23 protein-coding genes are annotated in these 25,153 nt (G+C 61.7%); 12 read left to right on the forward strand and 11 right to left on the reverse strand.

The features are described 5' to 3' along the window. Positions 1–14 precede the first annotated feature (14 nt). The 3 genes from C5P05_RS22315 to C5P05_RS22325 all read right to left on the reverse strand — a co-directional run bounded on the left by C5P05_RS22315 (position 15) and on the right by C5P05_RS22325 (position 2,257). Positions 15–554: an RBBP9/YdeN family alpha/beta hydrolase gene (locus C5P05_RS22315; RefSeq protein WP_114972047.1), complete on the reverse strand. Its 540-nt coding sequence runs from the start codon at positions 552–554 to the stop codon at positions 15–17. A gap of 58 nt (positions 555–612) precedes the next feature. Next, positions 613–1,398 carry a ParA family protein gene (locus C5P05_RS22320; RefSeq protein ID WP_114972048.1) on the reverse strand — a complete coding sequence of 262 codons (786 nt, stop codon included), beginning with the start codon at positions 1,396–1,398 and terminating at the stop codon, positions 613–615. Positions 1,399–1,642: 244 nt separating this feature from the next. Beyond that, positions 1,643–2,257 (reverse strand): LysE family transporter, encoded by a 615-nt coding sequence (locus C5P05_RS22325; protein ID WP_114972049.1) that lies wholly within the window; start codon positions 2,255–2,257, stop codon positions 1,643–1,645. 326 nt (positions 2,258–2,583) lie between these two features. Between C5P05_RS22325 and trmB the strand changes: the two genes are divergently transcribed. The 4 genes from trmB (at position 2,584) to C5P05_RS22345 (ending at position 5,187) form a co-directional block, all read left to right on the forward strand. Beyond that, positions 2,584–3,321, forward strand: a complete 738-nt coding sequence (trmB, locus tag C5P05_RS22330; RefSeq protein ID WP_232834624.1) for a tRNA (guanosine(46)-N7)-methyltransferase TrmB — start codon at positions 2,584–2,586, stop codon at positions 3,319–3,321. Then, positions 3,308–4,234, forward strand: a complete 927-nt coding sequence (locus C5P05_RS22335) for an RluA family pseudouridine synthase (protein ID WP_114972051.1) — start codon at positions 3,308–3,310, stop codon at positions 4,232–4,234. Before trmB ends, C5P05_RS22335 begins: the two co-directional genes overlap by 14 nt. A 36-nt stretch (positions 4,235–4,270) precedes the next feature. Then, a complete protein-coding gene (locus C5P05_RS22340; RefSeq protein WP_114972052.1) occupies positions 4,271–4,849 on the forward strand; it encodes a GNAT family N-acetyltransferase in 579 nt (192 codons plus the stop codon). 77 nt (positions 4,850–4,926) lie between these two features. Continuing rightward, positions 4,927–5,187 (forward strand): DUF2249 domain-containing protein, encoded by a 261-nt coding sequence (locus C5P05_RS22345; protein ID WP_114972053.1) that lies wholly within the window; start codon positions 4,927–4,929, stop codon positions 5,185–5,187. 3 nt (positions 5,188–5,190) lie between these two features. On the opposite strand, the gene C5P05_RS22350 is transcribed toward C5P05_RS22345, so the two are convergent. Then, the gene (locus tag C5P05_RS22350) at positions 5,191–5,574 is read right to left on the reverse strand and encodes a SirB2 family protein (protein ID WP_114972054.1); all 384 of its coding nucleotides are present in this window, start codon (positions 5,572–5,574) and stop codon (positions 5,191–5,193) included. Between the two features lie 278 nt (positions 5,575–5,852). Here C5P05_RS22350 and serA point away from each other — a divergent pair, with 278 nt between their 5' ends. Further along, complete coding sequence (gene serA / locus C5P05_RS22355) at positions 5,853–7,070, forward strand: phosphoglycerate dehydrogenase (RefSeq protein ID WP_114972055.1); 1,218 nt, start codon at positions 5,853–5,855, stop codon at positions 7,068–7,070. Between the two features lie 19 nt (positions 7,071–7,089). On the opposite strand, the gene C5P05_RS22360 is transcribed toward serA, so the two are convergent. Then, positions 7,090–8,295, reverse strand: a complete 1,206-nt coding sequence (locus C5P05_RS22360; RefSeq protein WP_114972056.1) for an NnrS family protein — start codon at positions 8,293–8,295, stop codon at positions 7,090–7,092. Positions 8,296–8,404: 109 nt separating this feature from the next. Here C5P05_RS22360 and C5P05_RS22365 point away from each other — a divergent pair, with 109 nt between their 5' ends. Together C5P05_RS22365 and C5P05_RS22370 are read left to right on the forward strand one after the other, a co-directional pair. Continuing rightward, entirely contained in the window at positions 8,405–8,950 is a 546-nt protein-coding gene (locus tag C5P05_RS22365; protein WP_114972057.1) for an Rrf2 family transcriptional regulator, read from the forward strand. A gap of 99 nt (positions 8,951–9,049) precedes the next feature. After that, a complete protein-coding gene (locus tag C5P05_RS22370) occupies positions 9,050–11,431 on the forward strand; it encodes a putative bifunctional diguanylate cyclase/phosphodiesterase (protein WP_114972058.1) in 2,382 nt (793 codons plus the stop codon). A 35-nt stretch (positions 11,432–11,466) separates the two neighbouring features. Here the strand turns inward: C5P05_RS22370 and C5P05_RS22375 are convergent, their stop codons facing one another. The 4 genes from C5P05_RS22375 to C5P05_RS22390 form a co-directional block, all read right to left on the reverse strand. After that, complete coding sequence (locus tag C5P05_RS22375) at positions 11,467–11,889, reverse strand: phosphate ABC transporter substrate-binding protein (RefSeq protein ID WP_198674827.1); 423 nt, start codon at positions 11,887–11,889, stop codon at positions 11,467–11,469. Between the two features lie 17 nt (positions 11,890–11,906). Beyond that, a complete protein-coding gene (locus C5P05_RS22380; protein WP_198674828.1) occupies positions 11,907–13,196 on the reverse strand; it encodes a hypothetical protein in 1,290 nt (429 codons plus the stop codon). Between the two features lie 105 nt (positions 13,197–13,301). Continuing rightward, positions 13,302–14,435: a transglutaminase-like domain-containing protein gene (locus C5P05_RS22385; RefSeq protein WP_114972059.1), complete on the reverse strand. Its 1,134-nt coding sequence runs from the start codon at positions 14,433–14,435 to the stop codon at positions 13,302–13,304. Between the two features lie 127 nt (positions 14,436–14,562). Further along, complete coding sequence (locus C5P05_RS22390; RefSeq protein ID WP_114972060.1) at positions 14,563–15,597, reverse strand: helix-turn-helix domain-containing protein; 1,035 nt, start codon at positions 15,595–15,597, stop codon at positions 14,563–14,565. Positions 15,598–15,778: 181 nt separating this feature from the next. Here C5P05_RS22390 and eat point away from each other — a divergent pair, with 181 nt between their 5' ends. The 5 genes from eat to C5P05_RS22415 all read left to right on the forward strand — a co-directional run bounded on the left by eat (position 15,779) and on the right by C5P05_RS22415 (position 21,861). Continuing rightward, a complete protein-coding gene (eat, locus tag C5P05_RS22395; protein ID WP_114972061.1) occupies positions 15,779–17,170 on the forward strand; it encodes an ethanolamine permease in 1,392 nt (463 codons plus the stop codon). Positions 17,171–17,177: 7 nt separating this feature from the next. Then, positions 17,178–18,575: an ethanolamine ammonia-lyase subunit EutB gene (locus C5P05_RS22400; RefSeq protein ID WP_114972062.1), complete on the forward strand. Its 1,398-nt coding sequence runs from the start codon at positions 17,178–17,180 to the stop codon at positions 18,573–18,575. A gap of 24 nt (positions 18,576–18,599) precedes the next feature. Further along, entirely contained in the window at positions 18,600–19,469 is an 870-nt protein-coding gene (eutC, locus tag C5P05_RS22405) for an ethanolamine ammonia-lyase subunit EutC (protein ID WP_114972063.1), read from the forward strand. 128 nt (positions 19,470–19,597) lie between these two features. Continuing rightward, on the forward strand, positions 19,598–20,749 hold the full coding sequence (locus C5P05_RS22410) for a hypothetical protein (protein WP_232834622.1): 1,152 nt from the start codon (positions 19,598–19,600) through the stop codon (positions 20,747–20,749). Further along, positions 20,746–21,861 carry an acyltransferase family protein gene (locus C5P05_RS22415; protein ID WP_114972065.1) on the forward strand — a complete coding sequence of 372 codons (1,116 nt, stop codon included), beginning with the start codon at positions 20,746–20,748 and terminating at the stop codon, positions 21,859–21,861. The genes C5P05_RS22410 and C5P05_RS22415 overlap by 4 nt, the downstream gene beginning before the upstream one ends. Here C5P05_RS22415 and C5P05_RS22420 read toward each other — a convergent pair. Both C5P05_RS22420 and alaS read right to left on the reverse strand, forming a co-directional pair. Then, positions 21,786–22,316 (reverse strand): TlpA family protein disulfide reductase, encoded by a 531-nt coding sequence (locus C5P05_RS22420; protein ID WP_232834623.1) that lies wholly within the window; start codon positions 22,314–22,316, stop codon positions 21,786–21,788. The two genes, C5P05_RS22415 and C5P05_RS22420, sit on opposite strands and share 76 nt — an antisense overlap. A gap of 55 nt (positions 22,317–22,371) precedes the next feature. After that, positions 22,372–25,092: an alanine--tRNA ligase gene (gene alaS, locus C5P05_RS22425; protein WP_114972066.1), complete on the reverse strand. Its 2,721-nt coding sequence runs from the start codon at positions 25,090–25,092 to the stop codon at positions 22,372–22,374. Positions 25,093–25,153: the final 61 nt, after the last annotated feature.

Genomic DNA, 25,153 nt, shown 5'->3' on the forward strand with positions numbered 1-25,153 from the left:
TGAAATCTCTTTTCTTAAGTAGCTTGCAATTGACGCAGCAGGGCCTGCCCTTGCGGCCAGTCGCCCAGGCCGGACTCGGCGTTGAGATGGCCCTGCGCCCCGGCGTCGACAAAGTCGGCGCCCCAGGCGCTGGCGAACGCTTTGGCGCGCTCCAGGCTGCAGTAGGGATCATTGCGGCTGCCTACCAGAATGCTTTTAAAGGGCAGCGGCTGCAAAGGGATCGGCGACCAGCTGGCCAACACCGGGCGCATGTCCTCGCGCTCCGCGTCCCCCGGTGCCACCAGCAGCGCGGCCTGGACCATATGGGTGTTGCGCGAGTGCGCGGCCCAGGCCGCCACCAGCAGGCAACCCAGGCTGTGCGCCACCAGTACCACCGGTTCTTTTTGCTGCAGGAGCACGTCTTCGAGACGGGCGATCCAGTCGCCGCGCAAGGGGCGCAGCCAGTCGTGCTGCTCCACCCGCTCATAGCCGTGCGCGGCCTGCCACAGGCTTTGCCAGTGCGCGGGGCCGGAATTTTGCCAGCCGGGCAGGATGAGGACCGTGCTTGTTGTCATTTGCTATTATTTGAATAGCCGCTGGCGCTTGTTTGACAAGGGCCAGCCGCCAATTTGTTTACATTTTTGCGATGCGCTCGACCATTTCCTGGGCAAACGCCACATAGGCTTGCGCGCCCTTGGACGAGGGATCAAACACCACCCCGGGCGCGCCGTAGCTGGGCGCCTCGGCCAGCCGCACATTGCGCGGAATCACGGTGTTGAACACCTTGTCGCCGTAATACTGTTTGAGCTGTTCGCTCACCTGCTGCTGCAAGGTGATGCGCGGGTCGAACATGACGCGCAGCAAGCCGATGATGGCCAGGTCCTTGTTCAGGTTGGCATGCACCTGCTTGATGGTGTTGACCAGATCGGTCAGACCCTCCAGGGCGAAGTACTCGCACTGCATGGGCACGACCACGCCGTGCGCGCTGCACAGGCCGTTGAGCGTCAGCATCGACAAGCTGGGCGGGCAGTCGATGAGGATGAAGTCGTATTCGGCATCGACGGCGGCCAGCGCGGTCTTCAGGCGTTTCTCGCGGCGCTCCAGGTCGACCATTTCCACCTCGGCGCCGGCCAACTCCCGGTTGGCACCCAGGATGTCGTAGCCGCACTCGGCCTCGATCAGCTTCTCGCTTTGGACCCTCGCCTCCGCCACCGTGGCGGATTCCAGCAGGACGTCGTACACGCTGAGTTCCAGCTTGCGTTTGTCCACCCCCGAGCCCATGGTGGCATTGCCCTGCGGGTCCAGGTCCACCATCAGCACGCGCTGGCCGACCTTGGCCAGACCGGCGGCCAGATTGACCGTGGTGGTGGTCTTGCCGACGCCGCCCTTTTGGTTGGCGATGCAGAATATTTTGGCCATGGAGTGCTTACCTGAGAGGGGGATAAAACCGAACGGAACTTCTATCAATTCGTCATTGCGAGCGCAGCGCGGCAATCCATGAACCCTGGATTGCCGCGCTGCGCTCGCAATGACAGAGATGTGGATTGATAGAAGCGCACCGAATGAAGAATGAGTGTTTCACGTGAAACAGCTTGTGCGTGCCACTTAGCGCGCAAGAACGAACTTTCATGACTCGGATGTTTCGCATTCGGGATCATGCAAGTTAGCGCGACAGCGCCAGCTTGATGCCGAAGCCGATCAGGAACAGGCCGGCCAGCTTTTGCATGGTGCGCGAGATCCGGGGATTGGCGCGCAGGCGCTCGGCCAGAAAATGCGTCAGCAGCACCACGGCAAAACAATAGATAAAGGCCAGCACGGCAACCGTCACCGCCATCACGCCAAAGGTCAGCACACCCTGATGCTGGGCCGGGTCAATGAACAGGGGGAAGAAGGCCATGTAGAACACGATGGCCTTGGGGTTGAGCACGGTGATGGTCAAGGCCTGCTGAAAGTAGTGGTGCGGCTTGATGTGCAGAATCGGGGCGGCACCCGGCTTGGCGGTCAGCATCTTGAAACCCAACCAGGCCAGATAACCCGCGCCCAGCCACTGCACGGCACGGAAGGCCGTGGGGTACGCGGCCAGCACCGCCGCCACACCTGCCACCGCCAGCCACATCAACACCTGGTCACCGGCCATCAGCCCCAAGGTAGCGGCCAGGCCCCCCTTCAAACCGCCCTTGGTGGTGGAGGTGATGATGGCCAGGTTACCGGGGCCGGGGATGAACAAGAGGATGATGAAAGCGACGACAAAAGCGCCGTAGTCGGCTATGCCAAACATGGGATTTTCTTTCAAGGAAGAAGGTGAGTTTACGTTACACCATCGCGGACGCTTACACCAAAGAGCGAACAAATCCCAACGAACTGCGGTGCGTGCACTGCACACCTTAAGAAACACGGCCAAATACGGCTGTTGGCCCCCCTTTCCGCCCCGGCGGGGGTGGAAAGGGGTTGGGGGATAGGGGGGACTCGTTAGCGCAAGCAAAAAACCCAAAAACCCAAAAACAACAAGCCTCTCTACAATCCCACCCCGTGAACGATACAAACAAAACCGCCCCCAACCCAACGACCCCACTCGCCGCGCGCAGCCCAAGAATCCGGGGCAGCATGCCCGAAGGCGTGGCCTATCCCAAGGAAATCAAGAGTTTTGTGCGGCGCGCCGGTCGCGTCACCACCGGCCAGACCAAAGCGTTTGCAGACCTCGGCCCCCAATTCCTGCTGCCCTACCAGACAGACGCTATTGACTTCATAGCTGCTTACGCAGATGCCACGCGGGCTAGAGGCCAGAATGATTTAAATCCGGCCCAAGTCATCCTGGAAATCGGTTTTGGCATGGGTGAAGCCACCGCCCATATCGCGGCCGTGATGCCCGAGAAAAACTTCCTGTGCTGCGAAGTGCATGAACCCGGCGTCGGCGCCCTGCTCAAGCGCATTGGCGAGCAGGACTTGCGCAATATCCGCATCGTGGCCCATGACGCGGTTGAAGTCATCGACCACATGCTGCCGCTGCAAAGCCTGGACGGGGTGCACATCTTTTTCCCCGACCCCTGGCACAAGAAAAAACACAACAAACGTCGCCTGATTCAAAGCCCGCTCATCGCCAAGCTGGCGGCGCGCCTCAAGGTCGGCGGCTACCTGCATTGCGCCACCGACTGGCAGCCCTATGCCGAGCAGATTCTGGAAGTGCTCAGCAACGAACCTTTGCTGAAAAACACGGCCTCGCAAAGCCAACCCGAGCTGGCCGGCTATGCGCCCAAACCGCATTACCGCCCGCTGACCAAGTTCGAAAACCGTGGAATCAAACTCGGGCACGGCGTGTGGGACGTGGTATTTGAGCGCGTCTGAGTTTTCCAAACCGCCCGCGCGCAATGGCGTGGGTCCGAGCTGCATCGGCCTGCCCGCCGGAAACTGGTCGCTCACCCTGGATTTCCTGGCCGAACGCTTCGCCGCCATAGGGCGCGAGGTCTGGCGCCAGCGCATGCTGGACGGCGATGTGGTGAACGAACACGGCATCACGCTCACGCCCGACTGCGCCTACCAGGCCCATGTGCGGGTTTATTACTACCGCGCCGTGCCGGACGAACCGCGCATCCCGTTTGACGAAGTCATCCTGTTTCAGGACGAGCAGCTGATCGTCGTGGACAAGCCGCATTTTCTGCCGGTGATGCCGTCGGGCGGCTACCTGACCGAGACCGTGCTGGTGCGGCTCAAGCAAAAACTGGGCATCGACACATTGGTGCCGGTGCACCGCATTGACCGCGACACTGCCGGGCTGGTGATGTTTTCGGTGCAGCCTGAAACCCGCGCCGCCTACCACGCCCTGTTCAGCCAGCGCAGCGTCAAAAAAACCTACGAAGCCATCGCGCCGTGGCGCGCCGATCTGAAGTTTCCCCTCACCCGCGAGAGCCGCATTGTCGAGGCCGGACACTTCATGTTGCAACACGAGGTGGACGGCCCGCCCAACGCGGTCACCGAAATGGATGTGCTGGAGGTGCACGGCGCGCTGGCCCGCTATGCCTTAAGCCCCGTCACCGGCAAGCGCCACCAGTTGCGCGTGCACATGGCCGCACTCGGCCTGCCCATCCTGGGCGATGGCTTATACCCTACCCTGACGCCCGAGGGGCAAATCGACTACGCGCAGCCGCTGCAGTTGCTGGCCAGGTCGATCGAATTTGTGGACCCGGTCAATGGCCAGGAACGCCGGTTTGAAAGCCGGCGCGTGTTGCAGGCCATGGCACCCGAGGGCTGTCATCCCTAAAATACGGGCAGACTCTGAACATCCCGGAGACGTTCCATGCAACTCACTGTGCTGCCCCTCACGCCAGCGCGCTGGCCTGACTTGGAGACCCTGTTCCATGCCAAGGGCTGTTCGGAGGCGCGGGGCTGCTGGTGCATGTGCTACCGCCATAGCGGCTCGCGCGGACCCTTACCGGCAGGCACCACGCAGGCGCAGGCAAGCCGTTCCGAGTTGAAGGCTCTGGTCGATTCGAGCCGACCGCCGGGACTCATCGGCTACCAAGGCAAGCTTCCGGTTGGTTGGGTGTCGCTCGGTCCGCGCGAAGACTTCGCCAAACTCAAGCGCTCGCCGGTGATGAAGGCGGTTGATGATCAGCCGGTCTGGTCCCTTGTGTGCTTTGTCGTTCCCTTGCAATACCGCGGCCAGGGCGTCGCCCGGGCGTTGCTTGATGGCGCCATGGCCTATGCCAAAAAGCGTGGCGTGAAGTTGCTGGAGGCCTATCCGGTGGACAAGCCCGGTCGCTCCAAGGACGATTTGATGTGGTTCGGCGCCAAGTCCATGTACGACGCCGCCGGGTTTCAAGAAGTGGCGCGGCGCAAGCCGCAGCGGCCGGTCGTTCGCATTCATCCCGTCTGAGGTACACCTGCCTCACAGTGTTTGAGATTTATAAGATTCACTTACAATACATCTTATAAACACTGAAAGGATTTTTCATGAGTTCCTGTGCCACCAACCACGTCACGCCTGAAGCCGTCTATCCGTTTGATGCGCGCGGCGTTGCCAAACGTTTCCGTCATGCGGCCATTTTTGGCGCGCTCGATTCGCTGCAAGCCGGTGAGACCATGCGTTTTTGCAACGACCACGACCCGATTCCCCTGCTGCACCAATTGCACGCCCGGTACGGCAACGCGGTGTCCATCCAGTACGTGCAGCGCGAGCCGGGCGCCATCGTCATCGACTTTGCCTGCCTCTGATCGCTACGACAAGCCCCAGCTGGGCGAATGCGTGAGCGCCACGCCCACGATATAACCCACACTGAGCAATGCCCCGGCAAAGTACGGCAGGCGCAGGGCTTGCGGCGTGTTGCGGCCCAGGGCACGCATGCCCAGCAGGATGTACGCTAGCAGCGCCAGCACCTTGGCCGTGAGCCAGGCATCAACAAACGGATATTGCCCGATGCGCCAGGCCAGCCACAAGGCAGAGCCGAGCAGCAGCGTGTCCACCAGGTGCGGGGCGACGCGCAACAATCGCCACTGGCGCCACGGCTGCGACGTCAACTCCAGCGTGCCGCGCAAGGCAAACAGGCTGATGCTGAGCACGACACAAGTAACGTGCAGGTGTTTAACCCAAAGATATTCCAACAGACTTCTCCGTGAAGGCCGACGCGACAAAACGCGTTCTAGTCCATGCCAATGACTCGCCCCCTGCCCTGCAAGCGGCACGCCATGGTACACAGGCCATTGCGAAAAACTGGCGTCTTGGCCGCCAAAACCCGCAAACCCGAAGCGGGCAAAACACACTTGCCCTGAGCCGGCAGACAAATAGACATACGATTTACATGTATTAAAGAACCAACTGCAATTCACGCAGCCCCTTCGCCAATACACACCGCCACCCCCTCTTGAACATCAGGAATTCCATGACCGTCAACATACTGCTGCTCGAAGACATTCATGCCAGCGCCACGCCCATTTTGCAGGGCATGGCGGGCGCCAATATCGTGCGCCTCAAACATGCGCCACCGGTCAGCGAGCTGAAGACCCTGCTGGCCGATGTGCATGTGCTGGGACTGCGTTCGCGCACCCCCCTCACACGCGAAGTCCTGGCGCAAGCGCCGAATCTACGCGCCGTGGGCGCCTATTGCACCGGCACCAACAACATCGATCTGCTCGCAGCGTCCGAGCTGGGGGTTGTGGTCTTCAACGGCCCCTTTTCCAACACGCGTTCGGTGGCCGAACTGGTCATCGGCCACGCCATCCACCTGCTGCGCCGCGTGCCGGAGCGCCATGCCGCAGCCCGGCGCGGTGTCTGGATGAAGGACGCCAAGGGCGCCAACGAAGTGCGCGGCAAAACATTGGGCATCGTGGGCTACGGCAAGATCGGTACCCAAACCGGGCTACTGGCCGAGGCCATCGGCATGCGGGTGATTTATTTCGACATCGAAGCGCGCCTGCCCTTGGGCAACGCTACCCCGGCCGCCTCGCTGGAAGCCCTGCTGGCCGAGGCCGACGTGGTGACACTGCATGTGCCGCAAACCGAACGCACCCGTAATCTCATCAATGCGCAACGCCTGACCCAGATGAAGGACGGCGCCGTGCTGATCAACCTGGCGCGCGGCCATGCCGTGGACATCGAGGCTCTGGTCGAAGCCCTGGACGGGCCGCGCCTGCGCGGCGCCGCGCTCGACGTCTTTCCGCGCGAGCCGGCCTCCAGGGAAGACGCCTTCGAGTCACCGCTGCGGGCGTCGGACAAGGTCATTCTCACGCCCCATGTGGGCGGCTCCACCGTGGAGGCCCAGCGCAATCTGGGGGTTGAAGTGTCAGAAAAGCTGCGTGACTATTTGATGCTGGGCGCCATCCGCGGCAGCGTCAACCTGCCCGAGCTGCCGGTGGGTTCGCTGCGCGCGCCCTCGCGTCTGGTGCATATCCATCGTGATCGCCCCGGCGTCATGGCGCACGTCAACAGTGCGCTCAGTGACGCCGGCCTTAACGTGTCGCTGCTGCATCTGGAAACCCAGGGTGGGTTTGGGGTGGCGGTGATTGATGTCAGCGCGCCCGTGGATGCGGCGACGCTTGCCAGCCTGGGTGAGATTGAAGGCACGGCGCGGGTGTTTACCACGCTGTCTTCACACGGCTGAGTGACACATCGGCGGCTGATCAGCCGTCTTTGCCGTCCAGCCGGGTGCGCATCAGCCAGGGTGTGAAAACCCACAGGTAAATCGCAAACGCCACGCTCCATGCGACGGCCGCACCGATGAGCGAAACCGCCAGCAGTCCCGGTGACACCAGCGGCAGCAGCACGCGCAGCACCGCGGCACTCATCACCAGCACGTAAGCCAGAACTTCGGCATTCGTCGCCTTCAACGGCCGGCCGGTGTGGCCGCGCGCGGTGCGGGTGATCATGCCGATGATGAGGCCGCCGGTGGCGCCCACCGCCAGTGCATGCACGCCCGCCGACACTGGCACCAGACCGATCTGGGCCAGTGCCAGCAGCCCCAGCCCGACCGGAATCCAGGCATAGGCGGCATGCAGAATCCACAAAATCGGCCGCTTCACCGTCACCGCCGGACGCCAGGTCAACAGCCGTTTAACATGCAACACACTGGCCAGCGCCAGCAAAAGCATGCCCAGCACACCGGGAGGTGCAAACACCCAAAGCGCCAGACCCAGCGCCGTGGCGCCCAGCGTGAGGCGCTCAATCCAAGCGGTGGCGCTCAACTTCAAACCCGGCGTGACCGCCATGGTGAAGGCCGGGATTACCCGCCCGGCAATCACGCATTCAATCATCATGATCAGCGCCAAACCAGCATACAGAGGGGTGACGGCGGCCACGTTCAACACACCCGTTACAGCCAGATGAAACGCCAGGTTGGCGCAAGCCAGCAGCGTCAGGATCACGCCCATGGGCAGGTTGCGGTGATTGCCCGCACGCAGGAACAAGCGAACCAGAATGCCGGCGACCAGCGGCAACAACGCCATGTCCAGCACGGCGTACACCGCATAAGGACCCGTGACCGAGGCGACGCGGGCTGCCAGCCACAGGGCGGCCAGCGCACCCAGCGTGGCGCCCCGCGGCGTTGCCAGACCGGTCCAGGCTTTGCCGGCTGTCAGCAGGAAGCCCACGATAATGGCCACAGCAAAGCCGAACAGCATCTCGTGCGCATGCCACAACAGGGGCGGCACGGCCGGTGCCAATTGGATTTGCCCTAGAAACATGGCCACCCACAGCGGCACGATCAGCGCGGCAATCAAGGCACCGCCGACATAAAAAGGCCGGAAGCCCAGCCGCAAGAAAGGCAAGTCTTTGGGCAACTGCGCGGCCGCTTTGACTTCGTTGAAGATGGGCAATGAATCTGGTTTCATGGCATTGCAATGACCAAGGTCATCAAGTGTTGTTGATAAATGCATTTTACATGCATCTTAAGATTTGTCTGGCCTAAAATAGTCATATAAGCATATTTGGAAGGACCCCATGAGACTGACGGACTACACCGACTACACCCTGCGGGTTTTGATGTTCTGCGCGCTCAACCCCGAGCGATCCATCACCATAGCCGAGCTGGCCGAAAGCCATGCCGTCTCCAAAAACCACTTGATGAAGATCGTCAATGATCTGGCTCGCCAGGGTTTGCTGCAGACCACGCGCGGACGCGGCGGCGGCCTGCGGCTGCTTAAACGCGCGGCCGACATCAATATTGGCGACGTGGTGCGCAAGTCCGAAACGGATTTCCGGATCGTGGAGTGTTTTGACATCAGCCACAACGCCTGCACCATCACCGCGCACTGCCAGTTAAAACATGTGTTCAAGACCGCGCTGCAGAGCTATCTGGCCGAATTGGACAAGGTGACGCTGGCTGATGTAACGCGTCCGATGGCCGTTAGCCGGCTATCTGGCAGCGCAGCTGTCAGCCTCGTGCCGGTGAGCGCGATTGCACGACCGGCGGCGACTAAAGTGCCGCTCGCGACAGACAAACCAGCAAAGGTAAGGGCCAAGGCCAAGCCGCCCAGCCTGCTGTGACCCCCGAGCTAGTACGACAATAGCGCCACCAAGGTCCGTTATAAGATGACGGGGGCTCAATACTTATTGGGCCTATCTCCCACCGGGTAACGAAGAATAATGACGCCATTGATTCCAGATGACTCGCCCGCCAAGCACGCCACCGTGAAAGGAACTTGGGCTCCCGATGCCAGCACACTGAAGCGCTGGTTGAGTCATACAACCGAATATCACATTCTGTTTCCGGCAATCGCGGTTTTCGTGTTGGCGGTGTTCTGGTGGACGACCCTGGCCCTCATCGAAGTCGAACACGACGCTGCCCGGCACGCTGCGGCGTCGTCGAGCCGCGAACTGGTCGAGACGTATGAAGCACAGGTCGTACGCGCGTTGCGCGAAATCGATCAGGCCTTGAAGCTCGTCAAGTATGAATATGAATCCCCCAGAAAGCACGCCGTCCTGCGCGAACTCAAGGCAAAGGCCTTGCTGCCGCCCGACTTGTTGTTCGCGGTCAGCATTGCCGACGACCTGGGAAATGTTGTGGAGAGCACCCGACCACCTCAGATTCGCAATGTTGCCGATCAGGAATATTTCGCCGTGCAACGTCGGGCCGATACCATCTGGGTCGGTCGTCCCTGGAAAGATCCGGCTTCAGCGGAATGGCAACTTCAGTTCAGCCGCAGGCTGAATGGGCCCGATGGAAAATTTGCCGGCATCGTCGTGATCGCTGTCGACGCCGCTTATTTCGTCAGCGGTTATGAGCCCGCCAAACTGGGCGAGCATGGCGTGCTGGGTATCCTCGGCGCCGATGGCGTATTCCGCGTCAGGCGCAGCGGAGAGACGGTATCTGCCGGCGATACCGTCAATTACGCAACGGCGGTGCCTGCCGGGGATGCCGAAGACAGCAAAGTCACGCCCTCCATCAACACCTGGGACGGTGTGCGGCGCTACACCAGCGCGCGCCCACTCTATGATTTTCCCCTGACGGTGATTGTCGGATTGTCGGAAGATGAACAGCTTGCCGCCACGCGGCAAAACAGGCATGCCTACCTGTGGCGGGCAGCCGCAGGCAGCGGCCTGGTGGTCCTGATTCTCGCGCTACTGGCCCGCATGAGTCAGCAACTGGCGCTAAGCCGTCGACGCGCGGTCGAGGAGCAGGTCGCACATGCCGAGCGTGTCGAATATCTTGCCTATCACGATGGCCTCACGACCTTGCCCAATCGCAGCCTGTTCAGCAAGCTCTTGGGCCAGAGCATTAACCAGGCGCATCGCTACAAGCGGCAACTGGCAGTGCTGTTTCTCGATCTTGACCGCTTCAAACAAATCAACGACACCCTCGGCCACGACGCCGGCGACCAACTGTTGCAGGAAGTCGCGACCAGACTCAAGGCCTGTCTGCGCGATAGCGACACCGTCGCCCGGCTGGGCGGCGACGAATTCATTGTCTTGCTGCCGGAACTGGACGAGGAAAAGTACGCAGCGACCGTGGCCCAGAATATCCTTTCCGCTATCGCCCGACCATTTGGCCTGCGCGGTGAGGAATTTCGCGTCACGGCAAGTATCGGGATCAGCACCTACCCGCAAGACGGACTGGACGAGCAGACACTGACAAAAAATGCCGATGTTGCGATGTACCAGGCGAAAGCGGAAGGTAAAAACAATTTTCAGTTCTATTCCGAGAGACTGAACGTCAACTCGCTCGAACGGCTTACCCTGGAGTCGGGCTTGCGCCACGCCCTGGAGAGAGACGAGTTTCAGCTTCACTACCAAGTCAAGCGGGATATCCGCAGCGGCCGGATCACGGGCATGGAAGCGTTGCTGCGTTGGCGGCATCCCGACCTGGGTACGGTGGCGCCCATGCAATTCATCCCGGTCGCCGAGGAAACCGGTTTGATCGTGCCCATCGGCAAGTGGGTGCTCAGGACCGCCTGTCTGCAAAACATGGTCTGGCAGAATCAGGGTCTGCCCCCTATGAGCATGGCCGTCAATCTGACGGCGCGTCAGTTTCTCGATGAAAACCTGCTGCGGGATCTGGCGGTGATACTCGCGGACACCGGTATGCAAGCGCATCTGCTGGAGCTGGAAATCACCGAGAGCCTGCTGATGCACGAGGTCGAAAAGACTCTGCGGATATTGAGCGGACTCAAGAGCATGGGAATCCGGATAGCCATCGACGACTTTGGCACCGGCTATTCATCACTTGCCGCGCTCAAGCAATTCCCGCTCGACACCATCAAGATTGATCGCTCCTTCATGTGCGATGTTGCCAGCGTTACCGAAGACAAAAATCTGACCGAGGCGATCATCGCAATGGGGCGGACGCTGAGCCTGACCGTCGTGGCCCAGGGCGTGGAAACGAGGGAGCAAGCCGAGTATTTGCGCCAGAACGCCTGCGACGAATTCCAGGGCTTTTATCTCAACGAGCCCGTGCCGGCGGATCAAATTACCGAGTTGCTGCGGAAACAGTCGGGGGTTGCGGACGGCGCACCCATCTTGCCCTCATGACGCGAGCGGCGGGCGCCGCCGAACTGGATTGACGACTATTGGATTGGCAAGACCTTCACGCTGCCATCCACCAGATTCCTTTCGATATAGCCAATGGTATTGGGGGTCTCGGCGACGTGTTTCTTCACATCGATACTGTTCGGCACGGCGATCGGGGGCTGGCCCCGGCCGGTGAATATGATCTTCGACCAGTGCGCCTTGAGCTGCGCGGGGGACTTGCCGGCGAACGTGGTATAGAACTCGTCGCGCGCAGCCGATCCTTCAGCCTGGTCGATCGGCACGGCCAGGCGCCCATCGGGGAAGCGGCTCGCCTTGCCCAGAAAAATATCCACGACCTGGTTTTTGCTCAGCGTGGCCACCGGACCGTTCGCTGAAACCACCGCCACAACATCGGCAGCGGTCGCACTGGCGCACAGACCCAAGGTCAGTCCGATAAGGGTTAATCCGATGGGGCTCATAAAGGGTATGGCTCTCATCAGAATACGAAATCAAGGGCGGCGCTGAACACATTGACCTTACCGCCCGCTTGAAAATCCGGCTGGCGGTTGATCAAGGTACCCGGTGAGCCGGCGCCGATACGGGTGTGATCGAACTGCACCTTGAGAGCGCTATTTCTCGCGAAATCCCAACGCGTACCGACGGAAAGGGTGGTCTGAACAGGCGCCGTTTCCAAGAGAGCGTTAAGGCCCGCGTTGAGCCCGGTGGCAGGTCCCGCCAGAAATGCGGGCAAGGCCGATACCGTCAAACCGGGATCGGATGTGTTGCTCTGCGCCTTGGCTTGGGCGTAAGTGAAATAAGGCGTGAACTGCCCCAATCGGTATCCGCCGCTGGCATACCAGGCGGCCCTCTTGCCCAGCACAGAATCGCCCTCGGTCAAGCCCCATTCACCCATCACAAACCAGCTGCCCGGATCGTACCTTGCGCCTATCCCGATGAAGGTAAAGGGCTTGTTGCTGGCTCCGTATTTGTCCGCCAGAGCGACTCCCTCGGCGCCAAACTGCCTGAATCCATCAAACAGCGGCTTGTAGGCATCCACAGTCAAATGGGTCTGGTGGTATGTGGCGTGCACGGTCGCGGCGCCGTATTCGCCAGTGTAGGATACGCCCCAGGTGTCCTTCGCTGTCGCCACGCCGCCGCCAGCCGGGAGTCTGGTTTCACTGTTACCGTAAGAGCCCTGCACGGTATTCGTGAATTCACCAATCTGTACCCGGTAGCTGGCATCGACGCCGTCATTGTTGCTGACCGGAATCAGGCTATACAACTCGACCGGCGGACGTACCCATGGATTCGCGTAGCTCAGCTTTCGATAGTCGGAAACCAGGAAGACCGGCAGCACGATCCGACCGACACGGACACTGAAATCTGGCGTGAACTGATATTTGACATTCGCCCACTCGATGGTTGGCGTGTATGAGTTGTCGTATCGCTGCTCCGAAACGACTTGCACCACGGCAGACATCTGCCGGGTGAAATTGGCAGTGACCTGCGCCCCTATCCGGCTGTCCACATCGGCACTCCAGGTGTGACTGTAGCCAGCGCCGGTGGGAGCCAAAACAGTGGCTCCGAAGTCAGCCTTGTTCTCGCTCGAATGGACTGCACCCAATGTGCCAAACCCGGCGAATGAAAGCATCGGCGTGGCGGCATCCTCTGCGTGAGCGCCGCTGGCATGCAGCGCTATGACCAGCAGGGCAATAGGTGTCAGTTGGCATGACTTGCCATCAAATGATTTGATACTTGCTCCAGGATCGGATGAATGCGGCGCCACCCCACGGGTTCAACGGCTTTGGGATTACTGAAATTGTTCTGAAATGTAACTCACACTGTAAGGGACAAACGCCGCGATTACCCTGACAACGGACACCCCGGCTCGTTATGCCTTGATTTCTTTGGCGCTGATCTGGTACTTGAAGTCGTCCGGCGCATAGGAGTCGAGCCGGCCGGCGTCGTTTTCGGCCGTGGGGTACATGAAGAAGCCCAGTTTGGGGCCTTTGGCATGCGGCAGGTTCACGTCGTGCGCATTGTTGTAGGCCATCCAGTTGCCTTCCCAGCCCCCAAACAAGGCCTTGTTGACCGGCGCCACGACGGCGTTTTTCGTGGTCTTGATCCACTCCGGCGTTTCCAGGCGCATGACCTTGGCCACGTCGGCGGGGTCCATGGCCACCCAGCCCTGGCCCTTGAGGAAGACCTCGGCGCGGCAGTGCTGCGCGCCCTTGAGACTGACCGGGTTGCCACTCAATTCCCGGTAGCCAAAAGCACTCGGGGCCACGCGCAGGCCGTACACATCGCGGGCAGGCAAGCCGACTGAGCGGCACATGCCGACAAACAAGGCGTTCAAGTCAGCACACTTGCCGCCCAGGTTGCCAGTCTCCAGCATGGTCTTGATATCGCCTTCGCCGCAACCGCGCACTTTGGGCTCGCGGTAGGTATTGGCCACGATCCAGTCGTAGATTTTTTGCGCTTTTTCCACATCGGTGCTGGCGCCGCGAATGGCGTCCGTGGCGGTCTTGCGCACGATGCCGTCGGTGGGCAGCAGGCTGGTGGGCTGGGTCCAGTACTTGAGCGTGGCCGCGTCCTCGGAAATGTTGTGCCCGGCAGTCCAGTCCACCGCCCGGTTCTGGGTCTGGACGCGGCTGGTCAGCTCGACAAAGGGCTTGGCCTCGCTCTCGGCAAACTCGACGTAAAGCATGCGCGCGCCATACTGGTTGTCGTCGGTCAGCTCGGTCTTGCCGTTGCTGGAGAAGCTGCTTTCCAGGGATTTTTGCCAGTCGGTGTTGACCGACGGAATGGGCAGCCAGACGCGGGTGACGCCCTGCGGTTTAACAATGTCCACCCGCGTGGTGACCTCGAAGGTGCGCCAGTTGCCCGGTTGAGGCGTGAACTGGCGTTCGGTCGGCGCCGTACCCTGCGCAAAATTGATAGCGGGTAGCGCAGAAGATACGCCGGCTACAGCCGTATTTCTTATAAATTGGCGACGAGCGAGGGCGTGGACGTGGACGGTGGTCATGAAGAGAACTCCGGAAAAGTGGTGAAAACGGGCGCCATCGGCGTAGGTCAAGATACCCCGAACTGGCTCTGGCGAACGCGGGCAAGCCCGGTTCGGCGGGTCAATTATCGCTGCGGGCCCCAGCGTATCAATGCGTGCGCTGGCGCAAGGATTCAGACGGACTCTGTCCAAAAAGCTTGCGGTAATCGCTGGAGAACTGGCTGAAATGCCAGAAACCCCAGTCGGCCGCCACATCCTGAACCGTGCGCGAAGCAGACGAACTTTCACGCAAATGGCGACGCGCGCCGTTGAGGCGGATGATGCGCAGGTACTGCATCGGGCTGATGCCCAGCACGTCCTCGAAACAATACTGCAGGGTTCGGCGGCTGACGTACAGGCGCTCGCACAGGTCGGGCACGGTGGTGACCTGATCGCTGTGTCCCAGCACATGGTCACGCACCTGCGCCACGATGCGCTGGCGCCGCATGAAGCTGCTGCTGACCGCCGTGTCCACCTCGCTGGTGTCCAGCATGGACAGCAGGGCCATCATGACGGTTTGCTGCGCATACGCCACGCTGGCCACTGGTTTCGGGCCACCCTCCCCCTCGTCTTGTGAGATCAGGTGGGCCAGCGTCTGCAGGCAGGCCTGCCTGGCAGGCTCGGCCACATGCAGCACTTCCGCACCGGCCAGTTGATCCCAGTCAATCCGGCAGCCCGTCTGGCTGGCGGCGGTTACCAGGGCATCGCGCTGTATCACCATGCCGTAGATCGCGTAATCGGCCGGGGTGAGCAACTCAAACCCGCAGTTACCCGGACGCACCATGATCGTGTCCGCGTCGCCCAGGCGGCCGTTGATGCGGGCATCCATCCCGCCCTGCACGCAGGTTTTTCCGACCTTGCCCTGTACGCCAAACCAGAACGCATCGGGCCAGACACGGCAGGACTGGCGCACCGCCTGGCTGGTGTGTTCCAGGAACACTTGCATCTGCGGCAATTGCAACTCCGTCAATACGCCGTGAAACGGGCCACGCGTGATCTGGTCGTAGCTCTGCTCCCACGCGGTCAGGTTGCGCGCATGGTCGTCGGCATCATGGGCCGCCACGGTTCGAATTTGGTGCAGGCCGCCCAAGGGTGGCGCGGCCGGCGCCCTCTCATTGGGCTGAGAATTTGAGGCAAAGGGCATGAGGCACCTCCTTCCAGGCGAAAACCGGCATCCGGTTGGACAGACGGGCTCACGATTAAGCACAACTCATGCCGTGCATGCAACTCAAAAACGCAAGGTAAAAGTTTGCCGAAATTCGATAACGCCAAAAAACCAGGCTGACTACATTGAATGGGTTGTTGAACAGAAAAGGAAAACTCCGATGAATCCAAATACGCATTCACACGGCACACATGTGCTCAAGCCGGTCCTCGGCACCCTGCAACTGTGGGGTATCGCCGTCGGGCTGGTGATCTCCGGCGAATATTTCGGTTGGAGCTATGGCTGGGCCTCCGCCGGCACGTTGGGCTTCACCGTCACCTCGCTCTTCATTGCGGCGATGTACGCCACTTTCATTTTCAGCTTCACCGAACTGACCACCTCCATCCCGCATGCAGGCGGACCGTTCGCCTACAGCAAGCGCGCTTTCGGCCCCACGGGCGGCTACCTGGCCGGCGCGGCGACCTTGATTGAATTTGTGTTCGCGCCACCCGCCATCTCGCTCGCCATTGGCGCCTACCTGAACGTGCAATTCCCGTCCCTGGACCCCAAGACGGCCGCCCTGGGTGCGTATCTCGTGTTCATGACGCTCAACATTGTGGGCGTGCAGATCGCGGCCACGTTTGAGCTGGCCGTGACCTTGCTGGCCATCTTTGAGTTGCTGGTGTTCATGGGCGTGGTGGCGCCCGGCTTCTCGCTCGTCAACTTCACCAAAGGCGGCTGGTCGGGCGCGGACAGTTTCAGCCTGGCCTCGGTTCCCGGCATGTTTGCCGCGATCCCGTTTGCCATCTGGTTCTTCCTGGCCATCGAAGGTGTGGCCATGGCGGCCGAAGAGGCCAAAGACCCGAAGCGCTCCATTCCCATCGCCTACATCACGGGCATCCTGACGCTGGTGGTGCTGGCCATCGGCGTGATGGTGTTCGCCGGTGGCGCGGGTGACTGGACCAAACTCTCCAACATCAACGACCCGCTGCCGCAAGCCATGAAACTGATCGTGGGCGAGAACAGCGGCTGGCTGCACATGCTGGTCTGGCTCGGCCTGTTCGGCCTGGTGGCGTCCTTTCACGGCATCATCCTCGGCTATTCACGCCAGATTTTTGCCTTGTCGCGCGAAGCCTATCTGCCCTCTTATTTCGCCAAGCTGCATCCACGCTTCAAGACCCCGCACCGCGCCATCCTGGCCGGGGGGGCGATCGGTATCGCCGCCATTTACAGCGATGAACTGATCAAGATCGGCGGCCAGACCCTGACGGCCAACATCGTCACCATGTCGGTGTTTGGCGCCATCCTGATGTACATCATCAGCATGCTCAGCCTGTTCCAGTTGCGCCGCACCGAGCCGAACATGGTGCGCCCGTTCCGGGCACCGTTCTATCCCTACTTTCCGGCCTTTGCGCTGTTGGGCGCTTGCGTGTGCATGGTGACCATGATTTATTACAACCCCCTGGTCTTTGGCCTCTTCGTGGCGTTCATGGCCTTGGGCTATGGCTACTTTCTGTTGACCGGTCACCATCGAAGCAGGGCAATAGCTGCTATCGTCCCGGATTTGACCTGAACGCATCGTGCAACGCCATCAGTACACCCATACCGTCGGACCCAAGACTTACGGCTTTCGCGACCTGAAAGAGCTGATGGCCAAGGCCACACCGGAACGCTCCGGCGACTTGCTGGCGGGTGTGGCCGCGCGCAGTGCAGAAGAACGCGCCGTGGCGCAGATGGCACTGGCCGAGTTGCCGCTGGCGACCTTCCTGAACGAAGTCCTGATTCCGTATGAAGAAGACGAAATCACGCGGCTGATCATCGACAGCCACGACGCCGCCGCGTTTGCGCCAGTCAGCCACCTGACAGTGGGCGACTTTCGCAACTGGTTGCTCGGCGACGAGGTGGACAGCGCCGTGCTGGCCGCCCTGGCCCCCGGCATCACGCCGGAAATGGCGGCCGCCGTGAGCAAGATCATGCGCAACCAGGACCTGATCCTGGTGGCCAAAAAATGCCGCGTGGTCACGCAGTTTCGCAACACCATCGGCCTTGCTGGCCGACTGTCCACCCGGCTGCAGCCGAATCACCCGACCGATGACGCCACCGGCATCGCCGCCAGCCTGCTGGACGGCTTGCTGTATGGCAGCGGCGATGCGGTGATTGGCATCAACCCGGCTACCGACAACGTGGCCCAGGTCATCAAGCTGGTGACGATGATGAACGACATCATCAGCCAGTACGAGATCCCGACCCAGTCCTGCGTGCTGACGCATGTGACCAACACGATGGAGGCCATCAACCGGGGGGCGCCGGTGGATCTGGTGTTCCAGTCGGTCGGCGGCACCGAAGCCACCAACCGCAGCTTCGGCGTCAGCCTGGCGTTGCTGGGCGAGGCACGCAGCGCGGCCCTCTCCTTGCATCGCGGCACGGTCGGCGACAACGTGATGTATTTCGAGACCGGGCAAGGCAGTGCGCTGTCGGCCAATGCGCACCACGGGCTGGACCAGCAAACCTGCGAGGCGCGGGCCTACGCGGTGGCGCGGCGCTTCAAGCCACTGCTGGTCAATACGGTGGTCGGCTTCATCGGCCCCGAATACCTGTTTGACGGCAAACAAATCATCCGCGCCGGGCTGGAGGACCATTTCTGCGCCAAGCTGCTGGGCCTGCCGATGGGCTGCGACGTCTGCTACACCAACCACGCCGAGGCCGACCAGAACGACATGGACGTGCTGCTGACCCTGCTCGGCGTGGCCGGCTGCAGCTTTGTGATGGGCATTCCGGGCTCGGACGACATCATGCTCAATTACCAGACCACCTCTTTTCACGACGCTCTGTATGCGCGCCGGGTGTTGGGATTGAAGCCCGCGCCGGAGTTCGAGACCTGGCTGCAGAAAATGCAGATCTTCAGCCGCGACGAGCAGTTCCGGCTGCACCCCGCCTTGCCGCCGGCTTTTCAGAAAGCCCTGCTGCGCCTGCCTTAGCTTGCACGTCAACGCCCACCTGCCATGAACGCCCCTCAATCGCCCGTCATCGCCAACCCGTGGGCCGCGCTACGCCAGTTCACCGACGCCCGCATCGCGCTCGGACGCGCCGGCGTGAGCTTGCCGACGGCCGCGCATCTGGACTTCCAGCTGGCGCATGCCAAGGCGCGCGACGCGGTTCATCTGGCGCTGGATGTATCGCAATTGGCGAGCACTTTGACCACTTCACTGCAAGAGCAGAGCGCGCCCTGCCTCACGCTGCACAGTGCCGCATCCGACCGCACCACTTACCTGCAGCGCCCCGACCTGGGGCGCCGGCTCGACGCTGCCTCAAGGGAGGCCTTGAATGCGCTGACCCGCCCGACAGGAGAACCACCGTCGGCACGCCCTTACGACCTGGCCTTCGTGGTGGTGGACGGCCTGTCCGCCTTGGCCATCGAGCAAAACGCCGCGCCCTTCCTGATCGCCCTGCAAGCCCGGCTCGCGGCGGAGAACAGGTCCATCGCACCCATCTGCATCGTTGAACAAGGCCGCGTGGCCGTCGGCGACGAGGTGGCCGAACGCCTCGGCGCCAAGGCGGTGCTGGTGTTGATCGGCGAACGGCCGGGCCTGAGTTCACCCGACAGCATGGGCCTGTACCTGACCTGGATGCCGCGTGTCGGCTTGACGGATGCCAGCCGCAACTGCATCTCCAACGTGCGCCCGGCCGGGCTGGGCTTTGACGAGGCCGTGGGCAAACTGCACTATCTGCTGTCACAGGCCCGTCAGCGGCAAGTGTCCGGCGTCGAACTCAAGGAAGAAGCTGCCGGCAACGACCAGCTGACGGCAGACCAACAGAAGAATTTCCTGCTGGAACATGCGCAGGCGCCAATCGAGGCGAATCCATCGCCTTGAGGCCGCCGGTACGCCATCCGAAGATGGCCTGCGCTGACGCGCCTCACGGCACGCGCAAAAGACCACAAAATTCTTGGGGTATATTGCCCGGAAACATCAAGCGCTATCGGCAGGAGACAAACAGCACTATGAACGTTACGGCGCATGAAGGCGATCCCGCGGCTCGCGGCATTCTGGTTCGGGGCAATGAGACAAACGACGCGAACGGGGCTCGGCACACCGTGCTGGGGCTGCTCGACGCATTGGATTTGACGCCCCATGTGATGGCTGAAACCGGGGCCGATGGCCTTGGACCTTTTGTACGGCTGTGGCTCAACGAGCATCAGACCCAGGCCTGGGCGCCCAACCACGACACTTTGCAACTCTGCGAAACGCTGCACCTCGACCCGCTGAACCAGCCCGCTGACCTGACGCGCGAGATCGTGGTGAGCCTGCTCATGGGGCCGGTGGCCTTCGAGTTCCCCAGCCTGGATGAGCTGGTATCGGCGGTGCGCATCCGTTGCAACATCGTGCAAGCCGCCCGCAAAACATCGCTGGCCTTTCATACCCGTGCGCTTGATCGCCCCCTGGACTGCTGGACCTATGACGAGGATCGCGGCTTCACGATCCGGCCCGGGGTGTCGCTGATCACGGCCCTGACCAAAGCCACCCAGCCGGAAGTCTCGGGCAGCCTGTATGCATTCTCCTGCTACCGCGCCACCGAGTACGTGATGTTGCTGGGCATCGCGCAAGAGCTGGAAACAAGCAACCCGGCCCTGCTGCAGCAATTGCAGGCGATGTGGACGACGCGCCCCATCGCATCGGGCGAGTTTCATGACGTCTTTCTGCGCGAACAGGGTTCGATGGATGTGCCCCTGCCGCCGCGTTATTTCGTGCCGGGTGACCGCACCTGGTTTCGCAATCCCGATGAGCCCTCCGCCGATGCCTCGGGCTTTGAGGGTTCATGGGTCATGTATCTGGGCGGCGGCCTGTTCACCAATTTCTGGAAATATGAGCAGCCTTACACCCTGACCCGCAAATGCGTGGAGATCTACCACTGGCGCCACGGACTCTATCGGGACGAGAACGACGACGAACGCATCAATGAGGCCCGGATCGAGCCCCTGATTGAAGCCGCGCTGAACAACCCCGCAGAGTGCCAGCGCATCCTGGCCGTGATGGAGCGCTACCGGGAACCGCGCGGCGTCTACACCGGTGCCGGCGGTTGCATCGACACCACGCGTGAATTCGCGCGCTGGGTTCGCCCCGGCACGGCCGACCTGGTGCTACCGGCGCAATGACCGCTCTCTTGCGGGGTCGGCAGACTCCCATTGATGCCCTCAAACTGCTTGCCTCGCAACTGATTGTGTTGCACCACTTTGCAACTTACGGGCCGCTGGCCGACGCCTTGGGTAGAGCCGCCCCCGCGCTGAGCACCTGGTTTTACGACTATGCACGCATGGCGGTGCAGGTGTTTCTGGTGCTGGGCGGCTACCTCGCCGTGCGCAGCCTGGCGCCTGCCGGGGAGTTTCGCGGGGGCACGCCCTGGCGCGCCATCCTCCAGCGCTACCAACGCCTGATCCTGCCGCTGCTGGTCGCCCTGCTCCTCGCCGTCGCCAGTGCGGCGCTGGCCCGGCAATGGCTCAGCGATGACTTCATCCCCGGCGCACCGGCTTGGGGTCAGGCGCTGGCGCACGCCGGGCTGTTGCATGGCGTGCTCGGCGTCGACTCGCTGTCCGCCGGGGTCTGGTATGTGGCGATCGACTTCCAGCTTTTTGCCCTCATGGCCCTGCTGCTGTGGCTAGGCCGCCGCCCGTGCTGGCCGCAGACCTTGCTGCTGGGCCTGATGCTGGCCTCGCTGTTCTTTTTCAACCGGGACGCGGACTGGGACAACTGGGCACTGTATTTTTTTGGCGCTTACGGCCTGGGGGCAGCCGCCTTCTGGGCTGGCAACGCACGCCGCCCCGGCTGGCTGCTGGTCTTGCTGGCGGGTGTCGGGCTGCTCGCGCTGGTATTTGATTTTCGCGAACGTATCGCGCTGGCGCTGACGGTGGCCTTGTTGTTGGGACTGTTTCAGTGGTGCCAGAACACGGCGGCGTCGTCCCCGGTGCGCCTGCCCGCCTCGTTGTCCAATGTGGTCGCGCTACTGGGAAAGACTTCGTATGCCCTTTTTCTGGTGCACTTTTCAGTCTTGATGCTCGGCAATGCGCTGTTTGCGCGACTGGGCCTGGGCGGCACTTGGCCCGCTGTGCTGTTTTTGCTGGGCTGCTGGGCCAGCTGCCTGGGGCTGGCCGTGGGGTTTGAGCGCTGGGTCGAGGCGCCGCTGGGGCGACTGGGCTATCGCTTGAACAGGGGTTTGAGCAGCGCCTCGGCCTCGCGGCCGGTCCAGTCCAGCTCGCCGCGAATCCTTTGACGCGGTTGGCCATCGGCGGCGATCAGCACGGTGGTGGGAAACACATTAACGCCCCAGCGTCGCGCGATGTCGCCAGCCGGGTCCGGCAGCACCGGCAGACTCAAGCCGGTTGAGGTGACGTACTGTGTCATCTTCGCGTTGGATTCCTTAAAGTTGACGGCCAACACCACCAGTTTCTCCGGCCCGTAAAAATCCGCCAGCTGTTGCAGCGCCGGCATCTCGGCGCGACACGGCTCGCACCAGCTGGCCCAGAAGTTGATCAGCACCGCTTTGCCGCGCAGGTCGGCCAGCCGCCAGACCTTGCCGCTGAGGTCGCTTGCTTCCAGGGCGGGAATCGGCTTGCGGGCGTGCCAAGGCTGGACTTCGTAGCCCTGGGCTTGCGCCATGGGGCCCAGCGCCAGCGCCGCACAGGCCACGCACAAGGCCGCGCCCCATTGAGCAGTTTTATAAGCCAAATCGAGCTCCAGCCTCCGTTAAATAAGCGCAAGTAGCTATTTAATTAATAGCAAATCAAAGCTTGACCGAAACCCAGGCCATGACGCTGGCCAGGGCGGCCGGCAGCTTGGCCGGTTCGGTACCGCCGGCCATGGCCATGTCGGGCTTGCCGCCGCCCTTGCCGCCGACCTGGGCGGCAATGAAGTTGACCAGCTCACCGGCTTTAACCTTGCCCACGTTGTTCGAGGTGACGCCGGCAGCGATCTGCACCTTGTCGCCCTCCACCGCCGCCAGCACGATCACGGCGGTCTTGAGTTTGTCTTTCAGCTTGTCCATGGTGTCGCGCAAGGTCTTGGTGTCGGCGCCATCGAGCATGGCCACCAGCACCTTGACGCCGTTCACGTCCACCGCCTGCGTCACCAGCTCGTCACCCTGGGCGGACGCCAGTTTGCCCTTGAGCGCGGCGACTTCCTTCTCCAGCGCCTTGACGTGGTCGAGCACGCTGGCGATGCGGTCGCTGATTTCCACCACGGGTGCCTTGAGGGTGTCGGCCACCTGGGTCACGGTGTCTTCGAGGTCCTGCAAATAGGCCAGCGCGTTCTGGCCGGTGACGGCCTCGATGCGGCGCACGCCGGAAGCCACGCCGCTTTCCGCCACTACCTTGAACAGGCCGATGTCACCGGTGCGCTGTACGTGGGTGCCGCCGCACAACTCGCGGCTGGCGCCGATGTCGAGCACGCGCACCGACTCACCGTACTTCTCGCCAAACAGCATCATGGCGCCGGTCGCCTGCGCGGATTCGATGTCCATCACGCGCGACTGGGTCGCGGCGTTGCTCAGGATTTCCGCATTGACGCGGTCTTCGATCTCGCGGATTTGCGCGTCGGTCACCGGGGCGTTGTGGGCAAAGTCGAAGCGGGTGCGCTCGGCGTTCACCAGCGAACCCTTTTGCTGCACGTGCTCGCCCAGCACCTCGCGCAGGGCTTTGTGCATCAAATGGGTCACGCTGTGGTTGCGCTCGGTGGCAGCCCGCAGCGCCGCGTCAACGTGGGCCGTCACGGCGTCGCCGACCTTGAGCACGCCGGTTTTGAGCGTGCCGTGGTGGCCGAACACATCGGCCTTGATTTTCTGGGTGTCGCCGACTTCAAACAGCGCCGTGTCGCAAAAGATCGCGCCCTCGTCACCGACCTGGCCGCCGCTCTCGCTGTAGAACGGCGTGGTGTCCAGTACCACCACCCCGGTTTGACCAGCTTTTAGCTCTGTAGCCGGCGTCCCGTCTGCGTAGAGCGCTACAACTTTGCTTGTCTGCGTCAGGTTGCTGTAGCCGACGAAGTCATTCGCTTCGCCGCTGTAGTCCAGCGCCCGGTCCATCTTGAATTTTCCAGCGGCGCGGCCCTTAGCCTTTTGCTGCTCCATGGCGGCATGGAAACCAGCTTCATCCACCTCGACACCGTTTTCGCGGCACACGTCGTTGGTCAGATCCAGCGGGAATCCGTAAGTATCGTGAAGCTTGAAGGCGATTTCGCCAGGCAACATAAAGGGCAAGTCCTCACCACCAGAGCCATCCCCACGACCACCTCCACTTCCTGCCCCCATACCCAATCCGCTTCCATCCCCAAATCCAGCCCCACCTTTTCCTTCATGACTTAGTGCCGCATCCAGAATCTGCATGCCGTTTTCCAGCGTCTCAAAGAAGCGCTCTTCTTCAGCCTTCAGCACTTCGATGATGCGTTTTTCTTCCGACTTGAGCTTGGGGTAAGCCTCGCCCATGAGGACCACCAGATCGGGCACCAGTTTGTGGAAAAACGGCGTCTTTTTGTCCAGCTTGTAGCCGTGGCGAATGGCGCGGCGGATGATGCGGCGCTGCACGTAGCCGCGCCCTTCGTTGGACGGATTCACGCCATCGCTCACCAGGAACGCCGTGGCGCGGATGTGGTCGGCAATTACGCGCAGGCTCTTGTTGTCCAGATCGGTGCAGCCGGTTTCACGGGCGGCGGCCTTGATCAGCGCGTCAAAAATATCGATTTCGTAGTTGCTATGCACATGCTGCAGGATGGCGGCCAGGCGCTCCAGGCCCATGCCGGTATCGACGCAGGGTGCCGGCAGCTTGACCAGGCTGCCATCCGGCTGCATGTCGAACTGCATGAACACGTGGTTCCAGATTTCGATAAAGCGGTCGCCGTCTTCATCCGGGCTGCCCGGGGGGCCGCCGGGGATGTGGGCGCCGTGGTCGTAAAAAATCTCGGAGCACGGGCCGCAGGGGCCGGTGTCGGCCATCATCCAGAAATTGTCGGAAGCGTATTTTTTGCCCTTGTTGTCGCCGATGCGGATCACGCGCTCGGGTGGCAGGCCAATTTCCTTCATCCAGATGTCATAGGCTTCCTGGTCGTCAATATAGACCGTGACCAGCAGTTTTTCAGCAGGCAGTCCGTAGACCTGGGTCAGCAGCTCCCAGCCCCACTTGAGCGAGTCGCGCTTGAAGTAGTCGCCAAAACTCCAGTTGCCCAGCATCTCGAAAAAAGTGTGGTGGCGCGCCGTGTAGCCCACGTTTTCCAGATCGTTGTGCTTGCCGCCGGCGCGCAGGCAGGCCTGTACCGAGGCGGCGCGCACGTACGAGCGCTTGTCGGTGCCCAAAAATACATCCTTGAACTGCACCATGCCGGAATTGGTGAACATCAGCGTCGGGTCGTTGCCGGGAACGAGCGAGCTGCTGGCCACCACCGTGTGGTCTTTGGAGGCAAAGAAGTCGAGGAAGATTTTGCGAATGTCGGCGACACTCATGGCGGACTTGGTCATGTCAGGTATTTCTTCGGGCAGGGGTAAAACAAGGATTTCAAGACCCGGCCACCATGGGCGG

It is taken from the genome of Rhodoferax ferrireducens, assembly GCF_003347515.1.
Classification (GTDB): domain Bacteria; phylum Pseudomonadota; class Gammaproteobacteria; order Burkholderiales; family Burkholderiaceae_C; genus Rhodoferax.

What these genes read in the sequence shown, in the direction of transcription:
- C5P05_RS22315 (WP_114972047.1), bottom strand. Translation starts at nt 554, where the DNA reads ATGACAACAAGCACGGTCCTCATCCTGCCCGGCTGGCAAAATTCCGGC.
- C5P05_RS22320 (WP_114972048.1), bottom strand. Translation starts at nt 1,398, where the DNA reads ATGGCCAAAATATTCTGCATCGCCAACCAAAAGGGCGGCGTCGGCAAG.
- C5P05_RS22325 (WP_114972049.1), bottom strand. Translation starts at nt 2,257, where the DNA reads ATGTTTGGCATAGCCGACTACGGCGCTTTTGTCGTCGCTTTCATCATC.
- trmB (WP_232834624.1), top strand. Translation starts at nt 2,584, where the DNA reads ATGCCCGAAGGCGTGGCCTATCCCAAGGAAATCAAGAGTTTTGTGCGG.
- C5P05_RS22340 (WP_114972052.1), top strand. Translation starts at nt 4,271, where the DNA reads ATGCAACTCACTGTGCTGCCCCTCACGCCAGCGCGCTGGCCTGACTTG.
- C5P05_RS22345 (WP_114972053.1), top strand. Translation starts at nt 4,927, where the DNA reads ATGAGTTCCTGTGCCACCAACCACGTCACGCCTGAAGCCGTCTATCCG.
- serA (WP_114972055.1), top strand. Translation starts at nt 5,853, where the DNA reads ATGACCGTCAACATACTGCTGCTCGAAGACATTCATGCCAGCGCCACG.
- C5P05_RS22360 (WP_114972056.1), bottom strand. Translation starts at nt 8,295, where the DNA reads ATGAAACCAGATTCATTGCCCATCTTCAACGAAGTCAAAGCGGCCGCG.
- C5P05_RS22365 (WP_114972057.1), top strand. Translation starts at nt 8,405, where the DNA reads ATGAGACTGACGGACTACACCGACTACACCCTGCGGGTTTTGATGTTC.
- C5P05_RS22370 (WP_114972058.1), top strand. Translation starts at nt 9,050, where the DNA reads ATGACGCCATTGATTCCAGATGACTCGCCCGCCAAGCACGCCACCGTG.
- C5P05_RS22375 (WP_198674827.1), bottom strand. Translation starts at nt 11,889, where the DNA reads ATGAGCCCCATCGGATTAACCCTTATCGGACTGACCTTGGGTCTGTGC.
- C5P05_RS22385 (WP_114972059.1), bottom strand. Translation starts at nt 14,435, where the DNA reads ATGACCACCGTCCACGTCCACGCCCTCGCTCGTCGCCAATTTATAAGA.
- C5P05_RS22390 (WP_114972060.1), bottom strand. Translation starts at nt 15,597, where the DNA reads ATGCCCTTTGCCTCAAATTCTCAGCCCAATGAGAGGGCGCCGGCCGCG.
- eat (WP_114972061.1), top strand. Translation starts at nt 15,779, where the DNA reads ATGAATCCAAATACGCATTCACACGGCACACATGTGCTCAAGCCGGTC.
- eutC (WP_114972063.1), top strand. Translation starts at nt 18,600, where the DNA reads ATGAACGCCCCTCAATCGCCCGTCATCGCCAACCCGTGGGCCGCGCTA.
- C5P05_RS22410 (WP_232834622.1), top strand. Translation starts at nt 19,598, where the DNA reads ATGAACGTTACGGCGCATGAAGGCGATCCCGCGGCTCGCGGCATTCTG.
- C5P05_RS22415 (WP_114972065.1), top strand. Translation starts at nt 20,746, where the DNA reads ATGACCGCTCTCTTGCGGGGTCGGCAGACTCCCATTGATGCCCTCAAA.
- alaS (WP_114972066.1), bottom strand. Translation starts at nt 25,092, where the DNA reads ATGACCAAGTCCGCCATGAGTGTCGCCGACATTCGCAAAATCTTCCTC.